This window comes from Zarconia sp. (assembly GCF_057467645.1).
The window spans coordinates 1-21,825 of record NZ_JBRJXU010000035.1; the positions used below are offsets into that span (position 1 = coordinate 1).

16 protein-coding genes are annotated in these 21,825 nt (G+C 49.9%); 8 read left to right on the forward strand and 8 right to left on the reverse strand.

What is annotated here, in order from left to right; genetic code table 11:
• Nucleotides 1–396: 396 nt before the first annotated feature.
• A complete protein-coding gene (ftsH, locus tag AC2215_RS05345; protein WP_486808929.1) occupies nucleotides 397–2,421 on the reverse strand; it encodes an ATP-dependent zinc metalloprotease FtsH in 2,025 nt (674 codons plus the stop codon).
• A 337-nt stretch (nucleotides 2,422–2,758) separates the two neighbouring features.
• On the opposite strand from ftsH, the gene AC2215_RS05350 reads away from it, so the two are divergent.
• Nucleotides 2,759–4,900: an S-layer homology domain-containing protein gene (locus AC2215_RS05350; RefSeq protein WP_486808930.1), complete on the forward strand. Its 2,142-nt coding sequence runs from the start codon at nucleotides 2,759–2,761 to the stop codon at nucleotides 4,898–4,900.
• 30 nt (nucleotides 4,901–4,930) lie between these two features.
• Here AC2215_RS05350 and AC2215_RS05355 read toward each other — a convergent pair whose 3' ends face one another.
• Entirely contained in the window at nucleotides 4,931–6,001 is a 1,071-nt protein-coding gene (locus AC2215_RS05355; protein WP_486808931.1) for an AI-2E family transporter, read from the reverse strand.
• A 489-nt stretch (nucleotides 6,002–6,490) separates the two neighbouring features.
• On the opposite strand from AC2215_RS05355, the gene AC2215_RS05360 reads away from it, so the two are divergent.
• Together AC2215_RS05360 and AC2215_RS05365 are read left to right on the forward strand one after the other, a co-directional pair.
• Nucleotides 6,491–8,557, forward strand: coding sequence for a TerD family protein (locus AC2215_RS05360; protein ID WP_486808932.1), 2,067 nt, complete (start codon nucleotides 6,491–6,493; stop codon nucleotides 8,555–8,557).
• Nucleotides 8,558–8,824: 267 nt separating this feature from the next.
• Nucleotides 8,825–9,070: a hypothetical protein gene (locus AC2215_RS05365; protein WP_486808933.1), complete on the forward strand. Its 246-nt coding sequence runs from the start codon at nucleotides 8,825–8,827 to the stop codon at nucleotides 9,068–9,070.
• 217 nt (nucleotides 9,071–9,287) lie between these two features.
• On the opposite strand, the gene AC2215_RS05370 is transcribed toward AC2215_RS05365, so the two are convergent.
• Together AC2215_RS05370 and hetZ are read right to left on the reverse strand one after the other, a co-directional pair.
• On the reverse strand, nucleotides 9,288–10,337 hold the full coding sequence (locus tag AC2215_RS05370) for a hypothetical protein (RefSeq protein WP_486808934.1): 1,050 nt from the start codon (nucleotides 10,335–10,337) through the stop codon (nucleotides 9,288–9,290).
• Between the two features lie 50 nt (nucleotides 10,338–10,387).
• Complete coding sequence (gene hetZ, locus AC2215_RS05375) at nucleotides 10,388–11,539, reverse strand: heterocyst differentiation protein HetZ (RefSeq protein WP_486808935.1); 1,152 nt, start codon at nucleotides 11,537–11,539, stop codon at nucleotides 10,388–10,390.
• 377 nt (nucleotides 11,540–11,916) lie between these two features.
• Here hetZ and AC2215_RS05380 point away from each other — a divergent pair, with 377 nt between their 5' ends.
• On the forward strand, nucleotides 11,917–12,396 hold the full coding sequence (locus AC2215_RS05380; protein ID WP_486808936.1) for a hypothetical protein: 480 nt from the start codon (nucleotides 11,917–11,919) through the stop codon (nucleotides 12,394–12,396).
• Between the two features lie 270 nt (nucleotides 12,397–12,666).
• Here the strand turns inward: AC2215_RS05380 and sds are convergent, their stop codons facing one another.
• Nucleotides 12,667–13,638 carry a solanesyl diphosphate synthase gene (gene sds / locus AC2215_RS05385; RefSeq protein ID WP_486808937.1) on the reverse strand — a complete coding sequence of 324 codons (972 nt, stop codon included), beginning with the start codon at nucleotides 13,636–13,638 and terminating at the stop codon, nucleotides 12,667–12,669.
• A 1,176-nt stretch (nucleotides 13,639–14,814) separates the two neighbouring features.
• On the reverse strand, nucleotides 14,815–15,714 hold the full coding sequence (locus tag AC2215_RS05390; protein ID WP_486808938.1) for an alpha/beta fold hydrolase: 900 nt from the start codon (nucleotides 15,712–15,714) through the stop codon (nucleotides 14,815–14,817).
• Between the two features lie 233 nt (nucleotides 15,715–15,947).
• Between AC2215_RS05390 and AC2215_RS05395 the strand changes: the two genes are divergently transcribed.
• Nucleotides 15,948–16,874, forward strand: a complete 927-nt coding sequence (locus tag AC2215_RS05395; protein ID WP_486808939.1) for a pentapeptide repeat-containing protein — start codon at nucleotides 15,948–15,950, stop codon at nucleotides 16,872–16,874.
• Between the two features lie 122 nt (nucleotides 16,875–16,996).
• Here the strand turns inward: AC2215_RS05395 and AC2215_RS05400 are convergent, their stop codons facing one another.
• Nucleotides 16,997–17,551 carry a hypothetical protein gene (locus AC2215_RS05400; RefSeq protein ID WP_486808940.1) on the reverse strand — a complete coding sequence of 185 codons (555 nt, stop codon included), beginning with the start codon at nucleotides 17,549–17,551 and terminating at the stop codon, nucleotides 16,997–16,999.
• Entirely contained in the window at nucleotides 17,542–17,778 is a 237-nt protein-coding gene (locus AC2215_RS05405) for a HepT-like ribonuclease domain-containing protein (protein ID WP_486808941.1), read from the reverse strand. Before AC2215_RS05405 ends, AC2215_RS05400 begins: the two co-directional genes overlap by 10 nt.
• A 115-nt stretch (nucleotides 17,779–17,893) precedes the next feature.
• Between AC2215_RS05405 and AC2215_RS05410 the strand changes: the two genes are divergently transcribed.
• From AC2215_RS05410 to AC2215_RS05420, 3 genes are all read left to right on the forward strand, one after another.
• Nucleotides 17,894–19,243 carry a histidine phosphatase family protein gene (locus AC2215_RS05410; RefSeq protein WP_486808942.1) on the forward strand — a complete coding sequence of 450 codons (1,350 nt, stop codon included), beginning with the start codon at nucleotides 17,894–17,896 and terminating at the stop codon, nucleotides 19,241–19,243.
• Nucleotides 19,244–19,348: 105 nt separating this feature from the next.
• Nucleotides 19,349–20,614: a dihydroorotase gene (locus AC2215_RS05415; protein WP_486808943.1), complete on the forward strand. Its 1,266-nt coding sequence runs from the start codon at nucleotides 19,349–19,351 to the stop codon at nucleotides 20,612–20,614.
• Between the two features lie 427 nt (nucleotides 20,615–21,041).
• Nucleotides 21,042–21,812 (forward strand): diguanylate cyclase, encoded by a 771-nt coding sequence (locus AC2215_RS05420; protein WP_486808944.1) that lies wholly within the window; start codon nucleotides 21,042–21,044, stop codon nucleotides 21,810–21,812.
• Nucleotides 21,813–21,825 lie beyond the last annotated feature (13 nt).

Sequence of the window (21,825 nt, forward strand, 5' to 3'; positions counted from 1 at the left end):
TCGGGCGGTTGGCAAGCCTCTTGATGAGCGAAGCGATCGCACTGGCTACATCTGGTTGCTGGGGAGCAAAGTACTTCATCCCTATTCCCCATTCCCCATTCCCCGCCCTCACCGGAAACAGTCTTATCCAAAACTGACGTTGAATTAACGCGAGTTCGGGATAAGCTGAAACCCTGATTCTAGGGTTACTGATTTTCAGGATTTGTCGGTCTCAAACCTGCATTCTCTCGTCGATGCCAGTTAACAATCGACTCTTAACCCGAACTGACATTGGATTAGGATAGTCCCAGCTTCACCAGTATCCTGCTGGCGAAGCGCTCGTTGCCTCCCGACTCCCCTTCACGCCTAATAGCGGTTGCGATCGCTTCGATGATTCGCAACCCCGCTCGCGATTGGTTACGATAAACGTTCTTCGAGTTGTCGGTCGTTTTTCTCGTTCGCTGGAGTCGGTTCTGAGGCAGCTGCCACCAGTTGGCGTTCCGGTAACTCCGTGAATTGGGCCACAATTTTACGGAACTGTTCCCCTTCGATAGTTTCTTGTTCGAGGAGGGCATCGACTAACCGATCGACCAAAGGACGATGTTTGCGGACGATCCGACAGGCTTCTTCATAACACCGAAAGGCGATCGAGCGCACCTGCCGATCGATTTGGGTCGCCATCTGTTCGGAATATTCCGATCGCGACATCAAATCCCGACCCAAGAACACTTCGTTCCCCGGATTCTCCAAGGCTAAGGGTCCCAAGTCTGACATTCCGTAACGAGTGACCATTTCCCGGGCTAGATTTGCCACCACTTTGAGGTCGTTCCCCGCGCCGATGGTGACTTCTGCATCGCCAAACACCACCTGTTCGGCCGCACGTCCCCCCATAGTAATGACGATGCGATCGATCAGCCAAGCCCGAGTATACAGACCGCTATCCACCATATCCTCGTTGTAGGTTTGTTGGGCGAAGCCGCCAACACCGCCCGATCGCGGAATAATCGTCACCTTGTTGAGGGGATCGGAATTTTTCAGCAGGGTCATCAGTAGGGCGTGTCCCACCTCGTGATAGGCAATCAACCGTTTTTTCTTGCTATCGAGCAGTGGCGTGAGGCTCATGCCGATGGTGATGCGATCGATGGCATCGTCAATTTCGAGCAGGGTAATCGCCTCTTTCCGCCGTCGGGCCGTTAAAATAGCCGCTTCGTTGAGCAGGTTGGCTAAATCCGCCCCGGAAAATCCCGGCGTGCGACGGGCCACCGCGTCGATGGAAACATCGGGGGCGATTTTCTTATTGCGGGCGTGGACTTCGAGAATTCCCAACCGACCCTTGTAGGCGGGCAAATCTACCGTCACTTGGCGATCGAAACGACCGGGACGCAACAGCGCCGCATCCAAGACATCCGGACGGTTCGTGGCGGCAATAATAATGATGCCGTTATTGCCCTCAAACCCGTCCATTTCCGTTAACAACTGGTTCAGGGTTTGCTCCCGTTCGTCGTTTCCACCACCGATACCGGCCCCGCGCTGGCGGCCGACGGCATCGATTTCGTCGATGAAGACGATGCACGGCGCGCTATCTTTGGCTTTGCGGAACAAATCTCGCACCCGCGAGGCCCCAACCCCGACGAACATCTCCACGAATTCCGAACCGGAAATACTAAAGAACGGTACCCCCGCTTCCCCAGCGATCGCTTTTGCCAACAGGGTTTTACCCGTTCCCGGCGGCCCAACGAGCAGCACCCCTTTGGGAATTTTGGCCCCAATGGCGGTAAAACGTTCCGGTTGCTTGAGGAACGTCACCACCTCTTGCAGTTCTTCCTTGGCTTCCTCAATCCCGGCTACATCGTCGAACATCACGCCGGTTTTGGCTTCCATCTGAAACCGGGCTTTCGATTTACCAAAGTTGAGGGCGTTGTTTCCCGCTTGGCTGCTGCGGCGCACGATCGTCATCAACCCGGCAATGAGCAAAAACACCAACATTAAATTCGCCAGAATCCCCAACGCCGCACTGTTATCCGGGGTGGGATTGCTGCCGAACTCGACGTTATTCTCCCGCAGCGTTCGGACTAACTCCTCCTCGAACATCGGATCGAAGAGTTTGACTTTGATGGGCGCTTCGTTTTCCGCCTGGTCTTTCAGACGAACTTCCGCCAGTTGCTGGGCTGGATCGATTTCAACTTCTTGCACTTGGTCCGCTTCGATTTTTTCGAGCAGTTCGCCGTAAGAAAGGGGATCCCGTTCCCCCTCGGCTAGGGCAGGGACTCCTAAGATTAACGTTTGGACGATCGCCCAACTTGCCGCAATCGAGTGCCAACGGCGAAGGGATTTTGCCGGCGTTTTGCGCGATGCGGGTTGGGGATTGCGATGGCTGAGTTTAGGCGTTGATGATTTTCCCCATAAACGCTCGATAGCGGCGTGTGTCCAGGAACGTTTCATAAAAACTACTCGGTATGTACTGCCTTGAGGTGATGTTCGATCGCAGATAAGCTTTCTTAATTTAGTTTAGCGTTTCTGTTGGTAGGAACCGAGACTGGCTCTTGGGGAGATGGGGACAAGGGGGACAATGGGAAAAGGGGACAAGGGGCGATCGCCCTGTCACACACCCAAACCTATTGGGAGATAATAAGAATTGATGGAGTAATTTGTATCTCTTGTAGCGGAAGTATTTTGCAAATTGTGAAATTATTGCCCCCCGATCTCACCCCTTATTCCAAATGTATCGCCATCTAAAATTAAAACGCTAGCATTCCCAACGCGATAGGAGAGTCAGATCGTGCCTACTTTTTACGTCAACCCTGCCACGGGTAGCAATACAAATCCTGGAAACCCATCGACTCCGTTTAAAAGTCTTACCCATGCCTTGGGCGAATCGACACCGGGCAGTACCGTTCATCTTTCTCCTGGTACGTATAGTACTGGAACCGGCGAACGATTTCCGATAACGATTCCTCGAGAGGTGACCGTCATCGGTTCGGAAACGGGTAAAGGTAATGGTATCGAAATCTCCGGTGGCGGCAATGTCAATACCAGCGACGGTCGACAAAATATTGCCGTTCTCTTGGAAAACGACGCTCAGTTGCGAGGGGTCGCGGTGACGAATACCGCCGTTCGCGGTACGGGGGTCTGGATTCAATCGGGGAATCCTAGGGTTTCCAACTGCACCTTCAAAAATTGCAAGCGAGAGGGGATTCGCGTTACCGGAACGGCAAAAGCGATCGTCAGCGATAATGTTTGCATCCAGAACGACTCCTACGGCATCTGGATTGTGGGGCAAGCCAAGGGAGAAGTGCGGGGGAATTTGTGCCAAGATACGGGGACGGGTCTGGCCGTTGGCGATGATGCCGCCCCCCTTATTGAAGGCAATACCATCGCTCAAAATCGCACCGGAGTGATTCTGGCCAATGACGCTTACCCGGTCTTGCGAAATAACACCATCGAGAAGAATACCCAAGATGGCTTGGTTTTAATTGGTAATGCCAAGGTCGATCTCGGCAGCAGTCCCGATCCGGGGGGTAATATTTTGCGCGAGAACGGTCAGTTCGATTTGCAAAATGCCACCAAGCACACCGTCGTCTCTGCGGGAAATCAAGTCAACCCCACTAAAGTGAAGGGATTGGTGGATTTGGTGGCTAATGCTTCTCCCACACCGAGTCCCATCCCAAGTCCCACACCCAGTCCCACACCCAGTCCGAGTCCCACACCAACCCCCACCCCAGGTCCGACGCCGATCCCCAGTCCCACCCCCACTGGACTGGTCGATATCGACGGACATTGGGCGGAAGCGTTTATTCGGGGTTTGGTGGATAAAGGGTATATCAGCGGGTTTAAAGATCGGACGTTCCGCCCCGAAGCCAGTATCACCCGCGCCCAATACGCTGCGATTATCGCCCAAGCGTTTACGATCGATTTCAAACGGGGGGCCAATAATTTTGCGGATGTGGCGACGGATTTTTGGGGCTACAACGCCATAATCAAAGCCAATCGCATGGGCTTTATTTCCGGCTTTCCCGATAATACGTTCCGTCCGGGTCAGAATTTAACCCGCATTCAGGCACTGTTATCCCTGGTGGGGGGATTGGGACTCGGTGGCGGACGACCGGATACGTTAAATATTTACAGCGATCGCGCTCAAATTCCCACCTACGCCACCAACGCCGTCGCCACGGCTACCTACAGCCGCTTAGTGGTTAACTTTCCCCAAATCGATCGTCTCAATCCTTTGCGGGATGTAACCCGCGCTGAAGTGGCGGCCCTGATTTACCAAGCGTTGGTTTACCGAGGGGAAGCCACACCCATCAACTCTCCCTATATCGTGATTCCCAATGACGATCCGACATTGGAATTTTGGGACATCGAATCCCACTGGGCGAAAGATTTCATCGTGGGTTTAGCCGATAAGGATTTCATCAGCGGTTTCAAAGATGGGACGTTTCGACCGGATATTACGATGACCCGCGCTCAATACGCGGCCCTGTTGACGCAAGCGTTTAATCCCCGCGCCAAGCGTCCTGCGGTCCGATTTCGCGATGTCCCCGAAACTTTCTGGGCGTACCGCGCCATTCAAACGGCCTCTCAGGGGGGATTTCTCTCGGGGGTTTCGGCCGAGAAATTTGAACCTAATGCCAACGTACAGCGCTTTCAGGTGATGATTTCTCTGGTGAGTGGATTGGGGTTATATGGGGGGTCGGAGAGTTTGCTCGGACGGTATACCGATGCTGAGAGTTTGCCCAGTTGGGCGCGATCGCAGATGGCAACGGCAACCCAAAAGCGGATCGTTCTTAACTATCCTTCTCCTTCCCAATTAGATCCCTTTAAGGATGCGACGCGGGCAGAAGTTGCAGCAATGGTGTATCAAGCCCTCACCGATGCCGGCCAAGTCACCCGCATCAACTCACCTTATATCATTTCGCTGTAACGTTACGAGCAATCGCGCTGTCCGCTGGGGTCAAGATTTTAATAATTCTCGATTCTGTTCCAAAATTTTGGGCTGATTTTCTTCTAATTTCGGTTGAATTCGTTCGATCCAAAGCTCTTGAATTAAAACTTGAATGACGACCACCAGGGGCAGTGCGAGAAATAAGCCCAAAAAACCAAAAAAGATGCCAAAGGTCACTTGGGATAAGAGGGTGACGGCGGGTAATAAAGACACTTCCCGTTTCATGACGATCGGGGTTAAAATATTACTTTCGATCTGCTGGATGCCGATGTAGAGTCCAATGACCGCACCGGCTTTCCAGGGAGCATCGAGTAGGGCGATCGCCGCTGGCGGAATGACGCTCAAAAATGGTCCGACGTTGGGAATAAATGTCAGTAAACCAGCAATTAAAGCATTGACGATCGGCAGTTGTACGCGCAACAGCCATAAACCTACGCTACTGAGAGCAACAATGACAGTCATATTAAATAAAATTCCTACAAACCAACCCAAGAGAGATTCTTGACATCGAGATAAAATTCGAGAAACTTTGGGCTTGTAAGGGTAGGGAAATAAGCTCATAAATGCTTTTCGATATGAATTTGGATCGAATAAAAGCATTAATGTAATCACAACGACCAGCAAAAAATTGAGAAGAAAGTCTACCGAATTGGAGAAAATAGTAAAAAATCCATTAAAAACGCCGTTTCCGTAAGTTTGCAAGTGATTTAAAATTTCTTGAATGCTTTGAATATCTTCTAAAACTTTTTCAATTCTCGGAATTCTCAGCCATTGATATCTTGCTTGAAGTTGTTCGATGCCCGATGGTCCGATTTCTACCCATTGTTGCCACTGATTGGAAATTGACGGAAAAATCTTCCAAAAAACAGCGGTTAAAATTGCTAAACTGGTTACCACAAACACGATAACCGCGGCTCCCCGTTTTTTGATACCGGCTTTCTGTAACTTGCGAATGGGGCTATTGAGTACAGTGGCAAAAACAATCGCCGTAAATGCAAGTAAAACAACTTGTCTGATTAGCCATAATATATAGATAGAAGCTGCCAGATAAAATAAGCTGGCTAATTTCCAAAATTTCAAGAGACTGCCTCCAAAAAAGAAAGGGTGAGGAAGATAAAAAATGGGTGATGCTAACTTTTGAGATTCAAGATAACTGACTATTATAATTGATTCTATCAATCGATCGACCGCGTGCGGGAGCGATCGCGCTCTCTGGCTTCTCGTTTCTATACTTGGGTAGAAAGAGAAAGCTTATGGGATTCTCTCTTCAGAGAGTTGTGAGGTTCCCATTGAAGTCATAGACCTTTCCCCTTTGTGGAGGAGGTTAAAGGGGAAAGTAATTTATGAATGTTTTATAGAAAATAAATTTAGTTTTGTCTATAAACTATAGCGCTTCTCATACTCATGAGGTACAGAGTTTCTGATTTTAGGGAATGGGGAATCGGAAACGGGGAATAGGAAATAGAATTTGGGTGTACCTCCGTCTACTGAGAATTGCTATATAGAACCCATTCGAGATCTAATCTTCTTGAATGTATTTTTCATATTCTCTAATCTTTGTGAGTATCTATGAATAAAATCGATAAAATTGCGTTGCGGCGCTTGCATTGTTGGATCGATCGCTCTTCGAGCAACTTCTCTCAACCTCTCAATTTATCCCAACGTAAAGTCTTAGAATTGGAGCTCGGACAGTTGGGTTATCGAATTGGCAACCTCGATCGCCTCATCTCGATTTCTCCAGAAGACTTTTGTGCCACCTTAACGATACTCGAAGAAATGCGCGGTGCGAATGCCAAATACGTTCCGTTATTTTCTCGCTTCCCAGACGATGTACCCAACGACGGAGAATATCTCGCTCGGAGAATTTTAGGTTTTTTTGGACTCGATACATTTGCCGACATGTCCCGATTTGGGGCCGATCCGATCGCTCAAATGCAACGAGAGGATTTGTGGCAAAAGGCGATCGAAATGCAAGCGCAAGGGCTCAATGACTCCCATACCGAATGGATTATTCTGACCTTCGTCAGCCCCGACGAAGCCGAACAAAAATTAAACAAGTGGGTGCTCGATTTAGTCTACAGCACCACACCGATTAAAGAAGCACTTTGGGAAGATCTTTTGACTCTATTCGATCGACTCCGCATCGAGATCGATTTGGAAAAGATTCGGGTCAAGGAAACCTTAGCGCGATGTGCCGCCTGGTCATGGCAAAAATTAGGCAAAATTGTCGTTAAAACTCCCACCGATTTACTGCGGATGTTTGCGTTCCTTCGCGCTCAAGATGTTTCTCTGGCGCAACCTGTAGATCTAAAAGGGCTAAAACTTTCCAAACCTCAACGTCGGGAAATCGTCGGCTTCCTGAATACTTGTCCGGCTTTACCCGAAGACCTATTACGCTACAAGCGATTGTGGATTTCTTTATCGAGGTGGCTGCACCCAGGTGATTTTGCCAAACGGTTTCCTGCCGTGGCTAAAGCCTTTGATGATTTGCGCAACGATCGCATCGTCAGTTTTGCATCTTCGATCGTCAACTCACCCCCCAACAGGCGCATCGACAAACTGCTCCCACGACCTTCTCTCTTTTTGCGTCAGTTGACTCGATTGCTCCAAGATTGCGAACCGGACAGAGTGGCCGCCTCCATTTTGAGCTTGCAAGATCGCGTGGATCGCTTACCGCTACCGCTGCTGATGAGTGCCTACTGTGCGGTTCGGTATGAAGGCAATCGAGCCGTCATCAACAAACAAGGTAAGCCTTACGCCATTGGCAAGCGGAAACCTCTGGGGGAGGTATCGTCGGTTTTGGAAGCCATCGATACGTTAATTCTGACTCAACTGCGGGGAACTAAACCGTGGAAGCGCGTTTGGATCGATGAAGCGATCGATAAACTGGTGCTACCCTTACAAGCGAGGAAACAATCCGACGGATTGCTGAATCTGGGTCGGGGTTCCCGAATTGCCCTCACCGAACCGGTCATCCGATTGTTTGTCTATTGGCAACAAAGCACCCACACCACAGATTTAGATCTGAGTGCGATGAAATTGGACGACAACTTCCAGTTTGCGGGTCATGTTGCCTGGAATCATTATGGCTCCAGTCGAAATATCGTTCACAGCGGTGACATTCAATCGGCTCCCATGGGAGCGGCAGAATTCATCGATTTTCGTTTAGCTTATCTCAAGAGTGGCTATATCTTACCGTCGATTCTGCAATATGCCGGAGAGAAATTCTCACAGCTGAAAGCCTGTTATGCCGGCTGGATGAATCGACAGGAGGTGGGAGGCGATCGACAAACCTTCGACGCGAAAACCGTTTCCCAAAAAGTGAACGCGAATCGAGACAGTCGGACTTGGATTCCGTTTTTATTGGATATCGCCGCCAGAGAAATTATTTATGTGGATCTTTATGTCAAAGGCGATCGAATGGTGGAAAAAAACGAACATTTCCCGTTACTCGCCGCCGCACTTGCCTCTTTCTCCCGGGCGAAACCGACTTTTGGCATGCTAGCACGTTGGTACGTTCGGGCAAATAATGCTACTCTAGTGCCCAAAGAAGCCGCCGAGACGACGATCGGCACCTGTGATGAGTGCAGTATCGATGTCTTCAAGCTCGTGGGCGAAGGGGTTACTTCCTTCTAGTCTTAACTATCTCAGTAACCCCACTTTCCCATCAAATCGACTCAAAAGAGCTGAAAAATCTCCAAAATCTTGTAAGCTGTTGGGAAATTGCAATATCTAATTCTCGTACGGTACTTTACGATACAAGTCACATGTGCCAGTTAAAACTGCGGAATATGGGCTTAAGTTTTAGATTGTCTGTTTGGCTAAGATAATATCATCGCAAAACAAGAGAAAACTCAATAAACGTAAAACCTATATCTAATCGTTTTATGCAAACTTAGATACATGAAAGAACAAGTTATTACCTGGTTAAATCGAATTTTAGTTGCCGACGTATTTTTTGTTTTCCTTGCTTTTGGGTGGTTTGCCGTCGCTGTTATCGGTAAATCGACTGGAATCGCACTGGGATGGGAACTTTGGTTAAAACTGTGGCAACCGGTTTTCAATCCCGCCCTCGGTTTGCTCATGGGAGGAGCGATTCTCAGCGGTGTCATTAACTGGGTTACCAAACGATTCAATCCCGATGTTTGAACCGAACCGACAGACTCAAATCCCGAACTTCAGACGTTGCCGATCGGGCGACAATCTCGAAATCGAGAGGAACAGCGATGGCGACAACGCCCAGAAGTCAAGCTCCTAATATTGGTGGTGGAGATGCGATCGAGGTTGAGAAAGAGTCCGAAGCGAGATCGAGACTCCAGCTTCTCCCTTCACACTTATCCTGTCCCAACGGGTTAAACCAGAGGGGTTACGCACTCGGATAAATCGCAAACGTAAAGGGAGCGCCGTCGCGATCGTCCAACGTAATTTCTAAGGTATAAGTTTGCTGGGGCTGCACGTCAAACAGTTCTACACTCAAAGAACCGGCATCGTCACGTTGTGCCGTCGCCAGAGCGCCCGCTCCTTTAAACTGCAACCGTCCCCCTTCAGGCAGTTTCGCTTGGATCCGCAGCTGACCCAACCAACGATGGGGTTGATATTCCGCTTCCAGGGTCAGTACCCCAGCCTCTGTCAACCATTCTCGGGTCGATCTAGGCTCGCTGGCGGAAACTTTCAGCTTGAGTGCGTTCAAAATTTCCCGAGCAGCCATTAACGATAAAACCATTTGCTGTTTGGGGGTGGCTGCTTCGTAAGCCTTGGGCAAACTTTCTTTTTCTTCGCTAGCGAGGCGAACCGGTCCCATCGCCACCATCCCAGCGAGTTCGTACAGTTCCGAGGAGCGATCGGGAAACAAATCTTCCACCGCTCGCACCCATTTTTCGCCTTCCCGTACCGAAGCATCGACCACTTCTTGACATCGAGCCAAGAGCGATTTTAACAGTGTTTCCGGCAGAGCCACGGGGAGTCTCAGATTTTTGAGTTGAGTGCTCCACAGCCGACTGGGAACTCCAACGGTTGCGAGTTCGTCGAATGTATCAGTGCTGTACTCGCGCACTTCGGTTTCCCATGGAAATAAAGGTGGGGTTTTTTGAATTTCTGTTTGGAGTCGGCGCTTAATTAACGCTTCAAAACGGTGTTGCACGGTTGGTATTTCTCCTAAATGACTGGATTGACTGTCTGGATGCGTCAGTAACTCTTCTTGTTCGTTGAAGTCGGCATCCAGAGAAGATTGCTTTGAGTTAAAGGGGTATAACTCTTCTTTCCCAAGGTTTGCTATCTCCTCCGGATCGGAATCGGAAAAATGGGGTTCGTGCCGATCGCACTCGTTCTCTCTTGTGGTTGAGGGAAATTCCCATTCTTCTTCCGCAGACTCTCGGTTCAGCCAAGCCAAGAAACGGCTTTCGTCGTCTCTATTCATGTCATTATTCATTCGTAGATACACCTTCTCCGGACAGTTCATCGCAATCGTTAGGGTTGGTTACGCATTTCCCAAACATATTTGAGTAGTTTAAACCACCGTTTTTTGAGTTGGGATGGGGTGCATCCCAGTCTCCGTGAGATTTCGGAGTCAGGAAGTTTTTTGCGTTTGAGCGTCAGTAATTCCACTTGCTCCTCGTTGAGATATTCGTGTAATTCCTCCCATTGGCTCGGTGTGAGTCCTAAATTTCGATCGAGATCGACTTCCAACCATTCGTGTACCAGTTCCCAATGATGGGACAGGGCAAATCGAGTCAGGTGGTAGCGAAACCGCTGTTGTAAATAGTCTCGCTGGCGGGGAGTAATGCCGAGAATGGCTTCTATTTCGTGGGTGGGTAAATCTTGCAGGCGAAGAACGAAATAATCCGCGCACTGGCTTTGTTCCTGTTCGTCCAAATAGGCAATTAGCTCCCGAATAACGGTTTGGCGCAGCAAACCCGCACCGGGATCGGGTTCTTGAGAGACGATTTGTTCCCGGACTTGTCCGGCGGACGCATCATCGCGATGGGTATCGCTATCTAACATCGTTCCTTCTGCGGCTCGATCCATATCGATCGTGGTTTCCGGAGGCTGCTGCTTGGAAAAAGTTTGCGCGCGTAAGATAATCAGCTGTTGGCTGCGACCTCCAGGCAGGGAAATGCGACGCTTGCCGTAACGCTCGGTAAACGACATATATTCCGACACTTCCAAAAGGGTTTTCGGGGAATAGGTGGCTGGGAGTTCCGCCTCCCGTCGCAGGGCATTGAGCGCTTCTGCATAAAACGTTTGCAAGAAGTCCTCAATTAAATGCACTCGCGCTTGGTAGCTCGATTGCACGTGAGAGGGAGCGATATAACGATAGACGATCGCGCTGAGAGTACCGTGCAGTTCCACCCGTCCGTTGAGGGAACCGAGTCGATAATACTCCAAACATTGTTTCAAACGATGTCTGGCGAGTTCAGTTGCCCATGCTTCTAATTTACCCGACGAGCGAATGCGCTCGCTTTGAGTGCAAGTGCGAGCTACTTCTGCTGATAGCCGCGTGGCGACATCCCGACAATTTTGCTCGGAAGCACTGGTGGAATGTCTGAGTTCGTTAAACACCAGTTGAAATGTGGCGGCTTCGCTTTGGCGAATTGCCTCATGCTGGCTTGCTGTCAACATAGACCCTAGCATAACTTCAATCAAATCAGCCTCAGTAGTTTTGATGGGAATGTGGGGATGAGCGATTACGGACGTCTTTGGTTCTGTGTAGATGCTCGCGCTCATGCGCTTTGGACTCGACTGCCGAGGGAGATGGTGGCACTCAAGTTCCTGAATGGGTTGTAATGTCTGTTGGTATAACCTCGATGTACCCTGGATCCCTCGAACCCAATGAAAACCGGATTGAGTTCGATTCCTCGATCTCGACAGCTCTGCTTTGAAGAAAACCCATCATCCCCAGATCGGTTTTTCTGGCGGAGCATTTCTTGGCTACCCTGCTGTAAGTTTCCCTAAACCGCTACACTCGAATTAATCCCAATTGCTCCAGTACGCTGAAAATGAATGTAGATGCACAAATTCGAGTACTTATTGAAAATGCCCCCCAAGACGGCACGACGCCTCAAATTATTCAGACGATCGCTCCCGTACTTAAAGCAATGGCCGGTCAACTCGTTCACGCCAAATACTATATCTTGCAAACTCTCGATCGAAACTGGATGCTGACGACCTTAAGTAATCGCGCCCAACCCGATCGAGAGAAGAAGGCGATCTACGCTTTCTCAACGATGGAAGATGCGAAGGCAAGCGTTCGTGCCTCTTTAAATCCTAACCTAGTCGCGGTTGGGCTGCCGGTTACTCATATTTTGTTTCAAATGGTAGCGCTCGAAAATGTAGATAGCACCATTTTTTTTGAGGCTCCCGGCAACCCAGAGCGCGGGACAGAAGTCAAGCGATCGGATTTACAACGCTTGATTCAAATCCAGCTTCAGCAAAAATTGAGCGCACCTGGGGCGAACGTTCCACCCAATATGGCTTAAACCTTCGACATAGCCATGGATGTGGAAGTTGAGTGCGGGTCAATTTGGGTATGGAATCCCATTGGGATGTTCCGGGGGTGGGTTTGGGACGTCCATGGAGATAAGAGCCGCTAGCAACTGCCCGGATACGGGATTTTTCACACCCCGATCGAGTCTCAATAGAATTCCATCGACTGGGGAACCTCTGTTGGAGCAGCATCGAAACAGACAAGCGACTCCGAACGCAAGAACGGACGCTGTACTTGTATCCCCCTGGGTTTGGCGAGGGATTTAGTAAAGGCGATTGAGGACGTAATCCGCGAGCCGGGTTAACGCTTCTCGGTGCGGACAGTTCGGGAGTCCGTTGAGCTTGCTCGCAGCGAGTTTGGCGTGATAGGCGGCTAGTTCGCGCGATCGCTCGATACCTCGACTATCTTCGATCAGAGCGATCGCTTTTTCCAAGTCTCCCACTTCGGTCAGTTCTCGCGAAATCAAGGTTTCTAAAGCGGGTTGCTCTTCTAAAGCGTAGAGAACCGGAGCCGTTAAATTTCCGCTGCCCAGATCGGCAAACGCCGGTTTTCCCAGGGTTTCTGTCGAGCTGGTATAGTCGAAAATGTCATCAACGATCTGGAATGCTAGCCCTAAATGACGACCGTAAGCGTACAAATCTTCCGCGAGTTCGTCACTGACTCCGCTCAAAATTCCTGCGGCTTTGCTACTATTGGCAATCAGAGAAGCCGTTTTGTAGTAACTTTTTTCTAAGTAAGCTTCTAAGGATAGATCCGTATCGAACTGACTCAGGCCTTGACGGATTTCACCTTCGGCAAAGTCCTTAATGACTTCAGAGAGCAACTTGACAACCGCCAAACTGTCGAGGTTCGCCAGGTACCATGAGGATTGCGCGAATAAAAAGTCTCCGGCTAACACCGCGATTCGGTTTCCGAAGCTGCTGTGAACTGTTGGTAGACCTCGCCGCACTTGAGATTCATCCACGACATCGTCGTGTACTAGACTAGCGGTATGAATCATTTCTGTGATTTCTGCAAGGCGGCGGTGGCGCGGGGTGATTTCCCGATCGGGCATCGTCGCACGGGAGACAAGCAGCACAATGGCCGGTCTCACTCGTTTTCCCCCTGCCTCGAACAGATGTTCGGCTGCCGCGAACAGGATGGGATGACGCGCGCCGACGAGTTGCTTCAAGTTTTGGGTTAAAACTTGTAGGTCTTCTTCAATCGGCGCAAAAAGAGAGGTAGCTAAGGTCATGGGTCAGCCGACTCGGGCGTAAAGTTACGAAATTTTACATATCTTGTATCTATTCTAAGCGAACCGCTCCGAGTAGGGAAGTTATCGGATCCATCCGTGGGAGTAATACGGTGAAATTCGATCGCCTCTAACCCTTTTCCTTCAAGCATCTAAGCGATTGACCCTCCAACATGCAAGACTCAAGATCGATCGGACTCCTCCGTGAAAATCCCGATCGATCTCAAGGATTTTTCCGATGGTTTCACCCGAAACCTTGAGATAATATAAAGAATTGTGAAGTCTTATCCATTAGAGCCTCAAAGACTCCAGACTCTTGTGCTAGACTAGGTTGTAAGGATTGTAATCATTCCATACATTCAACGCGAATGAAATTGTGGGGAGCTTCCCGAGAGCACCTGTTAATTTTCCTTGACATAAAGATCTGGTAGTGAGGACGGCTCTAGTTTCAGGAGCCAACTCGAGGTCCCAAGGAAAAACATATGTGATTTTGCCGATTCGCTGGTGAGGTGGTCAATACCCAAACGAAAGGTCAAACTGTCGTGGGATTGGCGTTCAGCAAAAATTGGGAATCTCTACAAGAACTAACCGTAAGTAAGGGATCGTTACTTCCCCTACTGAACTTATTGATGCGGCATTCAACTGACCCTATTTTGGGTTTGGGTGCTGACACTCTTCTAATGGGTCTTGCGATCGTCCGCCGCTCTCCTTCTCTTGCCGTCCTATGAGTTTCCATGATATGCCTCTAATCATCCCCATCCTAGCCACGGGTTACCTACTCATGATTCACCTATTGCTCATGTTAGTGCAAAGAAGAGCTAAAGAATCGAGTTCTTAAGGCTTTTGTACTGACAGATTCTAGCAATCGCATTGAGTTTTCAGTCAAACCCGAAACGCGCTTACAGCGCAAACCCAAGCTCCCAGGTTCTAAACCTGGGAGTCATCTTTTGAAAGAGTTCGAGTTACTCGAGAGCAGTTTGCTTTTCGATCGGTTTTCATGAGATAGAGACGGACAACACCACCTTTTTTAGAGTTAAGACCATCTAAAACAGAAGAATTAGATTTTATCCCATACATCAGTGTAACGGGTTACGGGGTCAAACCCCACTGGAGGCCGAGGGGGAGGTTTGTGGAAAATCGGGATGCTCAGTGGCGAGCATCCGAGCATCCCGATTTTCCTTAATTCAATACGAACGATTGTTCCCCCAACCACTGTAGGATGTGAGAATTAACGATTTCGGGATGTTCGTCGTGAGGGCAATGACCGGCATTGGGAATCGAGATAAACTCAATCGACTCAGACGGGTGAGTTTGTTGGAAAATTTGCCCCCCTTTAACCGGAGTCCACGGATCGTTGTCTCCCCAAAGAACCAGTAGAGGACAGCGAACCTCCGGTAGTAACCGAGCCGGAGTTGGACCAGCCGGTGCCGTGAGAATTGAGGCAAAAACCTGTTGCGCGCCGTCATCGCAAGAAGGTCGATACAAGAGTTCCACCAGTTCGTCCGTCACGGCTTGACGATTGCAGTAGACTTGGTAAAGGGTACGCCGAATGCGATGTTTGGCGCGGATGCGCTCGAACAAAAAGGGACCGATGGATTTGGAGGCAATCAGTTTGGTAAACGCTCCCATCACCCATCGTAGGGGAAAGGTGAGTTCTTCCGGTCGATGGTTGAGTCCGCCGGCGCAGTTGAGCAGCACGGCACCCGCGGTTGTTTCCCGATGATTGGCTGCCATCATCAAAGCCAGCAATGCCCCAATGGAGTTGCCAATCCACACCGTGGGTTGCGCGATATGGGTTAGCCAGAAGTCATGCAAGAGTTCCTGCCACAGTTCCAAGGTATAGGAAACCGGCGCTTTATCCGATCCCCCAAAACCGAGTAAATCTAGGGCAAAGACTTGGTAACCAGCTTGGGCGAGTACGGGAATATTTTTACGCCAGTGACCGATAGAAGCACCGAACCCGTGGATGAGGACTAAAGGTTGACCGGTGCCCGTAACGGTATATTGAATCTGATGACCTTGCCACTGCCAAGACTGTATTTCGATCGCGCTGGTTGATAATACTGGTTGAGCGGTCACAATATCTTAAGGTGGGTTTATATATTTTTATAAACTTATATTAATCCCATCGGGGTGAGTTGTGGAGTGGTACTTCTCGAGTCCTGGACTCCTTCTCGCTCCACACCTGGGCAAGAGCCGGTCGTCGATCGCGATCGTGATACAATCAACAGGTTCCATACCCCCGAACCTTCGCAAAAACAGCCGCCTAGAAGATCGACATTTCAGCAACTTGCAGATCCGAATCAGCCTCAATGGCATCACCGCAACACCTGGCGATCCTGAAAGAAGGGGTCAATATTTGGAATCAATGGCGACAGAGAAACCCGACGCATCTCCCCAATCTCCAAGACATTCATCTGATCCAACATTATCTGCGGGAAGTTAACTTAAATTCGAGCGATCTCGATCGAGCCATTCTCACCAAAGCGGATTTGTGCCTGGCCAATCTCGAGCGCGCGCATCTGAATTTTGCCGATCTCTCCGATGCCATTCTCTACACCGCCAGTTTGAGAAACGCCAGCTTGAAAGAGGCCGACCTGAGCCGAGCGGATTTTACTGAAGCGAATTTGAATAATGCCGACCTCTCTTTGGCGATTCTCGAACAAGCCCAGCTCAATCGTGCAGACCTCACCGATGCCATCCTCTACACGGCGAATTTAAAAAAAGCCGATTTATCCAACGTACAGCTCGTGCGGGCGGATATGAGGGAAGCCGATTTAACGATGGCAACGTTGGGAGAGGCGAATTTACGCGAAGCCAACTTGAGTTTTGCCGTCGGTTCTCTGGCCCGGTTTGTCGGTGCCAACCTCACCCATGCCAACCTCTATCGAGCCAATTTGAGTTTGGCGAATTTCTGCATGGCTAACTTCATGGCGGCATATTTATCCAGAATCAGTTTAATTGGGGCCAACCTCATCGGGGCGAACTTTTACCGCGCGGATTTGAGCGGGGCCAATCTTACCCAAGCCGATTTGAGAGAAGCCAGTTTGCGCATTGCCAATCTCGCCCATGCTCGACTGGTGGGGGCAAACCTGAGTATGGCGAATCTGACGGAAACCACCCTCTGGAAAGCTGACCTCTCCGGTGCTAACTTATATCAAGCCAATCTCTATCAAGCCGATCTCAAAGGGGCGATTTTAAAGGGGGCGACGATGCCGGATGGATCGAGTCATTTGTAGGGTATGGGGTGTGGGGTGTGGAGTGTGAGGTTTACTAGTGCTGCTACGCAGAATGCAAAATGCGTCTTGAAAAGTTGAACGGGACGGAAACCGACACCGCTCACTTTTCGCAAAATGCAAAATTAAAAATGCTTACTGTATATAGCTTTCAGCGGTTGAGATCTAGCTACTGCATTCCCACGACTGGGGACAAAATGAAACGACCATTCGCTGCCACCTAAGGGATCGTTAATGACAATTTTATAGATAATCGACCAGTTTTTCGGTTCGCGAACCTGTATTTCAACTTTTTCCCCTGAGATATGTGAAACGCACCATAAATTATCGTTTTCTGGCGCGAAAAAACAATCCTCGAATCCCTCTTGTGGCCAATTCCAAACCCAAGTTCGATCGAGTTCTAAGGGAGGTGCGTTATCGGCAAAGATAACCGATCCGTTTAAATTTGCGATCGTCAACTTGTTCTCGTGGCAGACTGCCAGTCGAGTGCCATCACTGTTCACCGATATCGATCGCATTTTTCCCCAGTTCTCGCCAACCGCCTGAACGTTAAATTCGCGATCGATTGCCGAAATTTTGCCATCCCCAGACGCGACGACGAAGACGAAGCGATTACAAGCACGAGAAATATAAAAAGCACGGTGGTCAAGTTCGACGATGCGTGTGGGAGTTAGATGCATACCTTCCAAAAAGATGGCTGGAAATTTCTCAAATCTTCGAAAACACGAGCGATCGTCATTTTCAAATGTGGAATTTCTTTGAGAACCACTTGCCAAATAATTTTGACATCCATATTGAAACAATCGCGAATCAATTTGTTTTGCATTCCGGCATTATCTCGCCAAGGCATCTCGCAATATTGGCTTCTCGCCCAATCCGGTATCCGCTTCACCGCTTCGTCAATCATGCGCGATTGCCCTAAAAACTATCCTCCCCAAATCGTACGCACGATCGCAACATAGGATAAAATCTTCCTGGCATTCCTCGCCCGATCCATTCACTATCCACAATCCAAAATACCAATGACTACTCGCGTCATCGTCGTACGACACGGACAAAGCACCTACAACGCCCAGCAAAAGATCCAAGGTCGCACGGATGAGTCAGTATTAACCGATGAGGGTCGAGGAATGGCCCAGAAAGTGGGCGCGGCATTGCAAGAGATTTCCTTCGATGCCATTTATTGCAGTCCCCTCCAACGGGCGCGCGCAACCGCCGATATCGTCCATTCGGGCTTGAACCCAGAAACTCCGACACCTCAAACTTCCCCGCTGTTGCTCGAAATCGATCTGCCGTTGTGGGAGAAAATGACGAAAAGTGAAGTCACCGAACAATTCGAGGCGGAGTATCGCATCTGGAAAGAACGCCCCCACGAATTTAAAATGACCGTTACCCAAGAGGGTGAAACGAGCGAACATTTTCCGGTTCTGGCATTACGCGAACAAGCCATTGAATTCTGGGAAGAACTCCTCGCGCGCCATCGCGGGGGTACGGTGATGGTGGTTGCCCACAACGGTATTAACCGCTGTCTGCTCAGTACCGCCTTGGGTATCGGAGCCGATCGCTACCACAGCGTTCAACAATCGAATTGTTGCATCAATATCTTAAACTTCAGCGGCGGTTTGGAGGATTCGGTGCAGCTCGAATCCATGAACCAACTCTCTCATTTGGGCAACCCGTTCCCGAAACCCCGACCTCCCCATCGAGGTCCGCGCTTGTTGCTGGTGCGTCATGGGGAAACGGAATGGAACCGTCAGTCGCGCTTCCAAGGACAAATTGATGTTCCCCTCAATGAGAACGGTCGCGAACAGGGTCGCAAAGCCGCCCGCTTGCTCGCATCCGTCGAGCTTGATTTTGCCGTGAGTTCGTCGATGCTGCGTCCGAAGGAAACCGCCGAACTCATCTTGGAGAGTCATCCGGGGATTGAGTTAGAAGTCGATAGCGAGTTAGTAGAAATCAGTCACGGTTTGTGGGAAGGGAAGCTCGAATCGGAAATTCGCGCCGACTACGAGGATTTACTCGAACAGTGGAAAGTCGCCCCGGAAACAGTGCAAATGCCTGAAGGGGAAAACTTACAGCAAGTGTGGGAGCGATCGGGTAAAGCCTGGGATGCGATCGTCCGCGCCCATGGGAGTAGCGATCGACCTCTGACGGGTATCGTCGTCGCCCACGATGCGGTCAACAAAGCGATTCTATGTCATTTATTCGGTTTGGGACCCGAGTATTTCTGGAATTTCAAACAGGGAAATGGGGCAGTAAGCGTCATCGATTATCCCTACGGACCGGACGGCGCGCCGGTACTCGAGGCGATGAATATTACCGCTCACTTATCCGATGGCGTTTTCGATCGAACGGCCGCGGGGGCACTCTAAAAGGGGTCACTCAAAAAGGGGGCATTGTAAAAATATAAGAATGAATGGCAAACGCCCAAATCAGACTTGTTAGAGTGAGTTGCGCGTTCGTCATTCGATAGATTTATGAATGAGTTACTTCAACAAGTCCGAGTGGTCGATCCAGTCTCCGGGGTCGATCGAATTGCTGACGTACTACTGATCGATGGTACGATTCGGGCGATCGAACCGAGTATCGCCGAGTTGCCCCCCCAAACGCAACGGCGAGAGAGTCTCGGATGTATCCTGGGACCGGGACTTGTCGATCTCTATAGTTGCCATAGCGAACCGGGATTTGAGGAACGGGAAACCCTCGACTCTATGGTGCAAGCGGCTACTGCTGGCGGTTTTACCCGTCTGGCTCTGCTACCCACCACGCACCCCCGCCTCGATAACGCCTCCGTGTTGTCTGGCCTGCGACAGTCCATCCCCTCAACTCCCCATCCCACCCTACATTTTTGGGGAGCGCTCACCCGTCAGGCAGCAGGAGGTGAAATGGCGGAGTTGGTGGAGTTGGCAGAGGCTGGGGTGGTAGGCTTTACCGATGGTCTTCCCCTAGACAATTTAATGCTGGTGCGTCGCCTCCTAGAATACGCCCAACCTCTGGCAAAACCCATTGCCCTGTGGCCGTGCGATCGTCACTTGATGGGTAATGGAGTGATGCGAGAAGGGGTACTCTCCATGCGGCTGGGATTGCCCGGTAGTCCGGCAAGTGCGGAAACTTCGGCATTGGCTGCATTACTCGAATGCATTGTCGAGACGGAGACTCCCGTCCATATTATGCGCGTGTCGACGGCGCGGGGGGTGGAGTTGATTCGCACTGCCAAAGCCAGAGGTCTACCCATCACTGCGAGCACCACTTGGATGCATCTCCTCCTCGATAGTACGGCAATCGGCAGTTACGATCCGAGTTTGCGTCTCGATCCCCCTTTAGGAAATGAAGACGATCGACTGGCATTATTAGAGGGGGTGAAATCGGGAGTTCTCGATGCGATCGCCATCGACCATACCCCCTATACTTACGAAGAGAAAACAGTCGCTTTTGCGAAAGCACCACCGGGAGCGATCGGTTGGGAATTAGCCCTGCCGCTATTATGGCAGGAATTGGTGGTTAGTGGAGATTTGTCGGCTTTGGAGTTGTGGCGGGCACTCAGTACCGGACCGGCGTTATGTTTGGGACAAATACCCGCGCAAGTAACCCTCGATCGACCCGCGGAATTGGTGTTATTTTCTGGGGATGATTCCTGGAAGGTCAACGCGCAAACTCTCAAATCGAAATCGACGAATACTCCTTGGCTGGAGCGATTGACGGTCGGTCGGGTTCGCCAGGTTTGGCATCAGACCGGTGGATGATATCGGGAACAGAACGTGGGAAATCTGTTGCTCGGATTGCGAGAAAATCTGTCTTTTCTAACAATAGACAATTGACATATTTCTCGATCGATATAGAATAATAAACAAGATGGCAAAGCGTTCCCAAATTATTAGAGCCAAAGACAATATTTACCGAATCTAACTACTAGGTATTGCCCGCTTCTGGTGTCCGTAAAAATACAGGTATTCGGTAAATCCAGTTTGAAAAGACAAGAAGAAGTACGGAAGGCGCTCGGTTGCCTGAATGGGAAATTGTCTTTGAGTTCAGTGTATCTACATCAAACCGTGCAGGACTCAGCCGAACTCTGTTAATGAGTGCTGAAGACTTGCGATTTCGAGATAAATTGTCCGGAACGTGCTGTATTCGATCGGTACGATGTCTGAAGATACACTGTCAGTAAAATCTGTGATAAGTTCCCAATCCCTTGCCAACCGACCAACAAACGTGGAATTAGAACGATCGCCAGATACTCTTCTGTTAGAAGTTGCAAAACTACGTCAAGAAGTCGAACAACTTCAAATCGATAAAAGCGACCTAGAAATTTTGCTCGATACCATTATCGAACACGCGGATGATATGGAAGTGGAGTTACGGGCGAGCTATCGAGAAATCGGCAGACTATGCCGGGAACTTGCGTTGGCAAACCACGAATTAAAATGCTTGGTGAATTCAGATGGACTCACCGGATTAGCGAATCGACGGCGGTTTGACGAATATCTCAATGGGGAATGGCGGCGACTTTCACGCACCAGTCAACCTCTTTCGTTGATTCTTGCAGACGTTGACTGTTTCAAACGCTACAACGACATCTACGGACATCAAGCTGGGGATGAATGTCTCAAAAAAGTCGCACAAGCCATTGATGGGGGCGTGAAGCGAGCGACCGATTTAGTCGCTCGATATGGTGGCGAAGAAGTTGCTGTTATTCTACCCAACACCCATGGCGAAACTGCATTTCACATTGCTCAAGGCATTTGCAAGGCAATTTCCAACCTGCGCGTTCCTCACGTCGGTTCGACCGTAAGTCCTTACGTTAGCCTCAGTCTGGGGGTGGCCACTTGTATTCCCAATACGGAGTTGGCACCGACGATGTTAGTGAGTAAAGCCGATATCGCCCTCTATCAAGCCAAAGATGCGGGACGAGATCGGGCAATTTTGTCAGGGACGATCGTGTAATCTTGAATCTCGA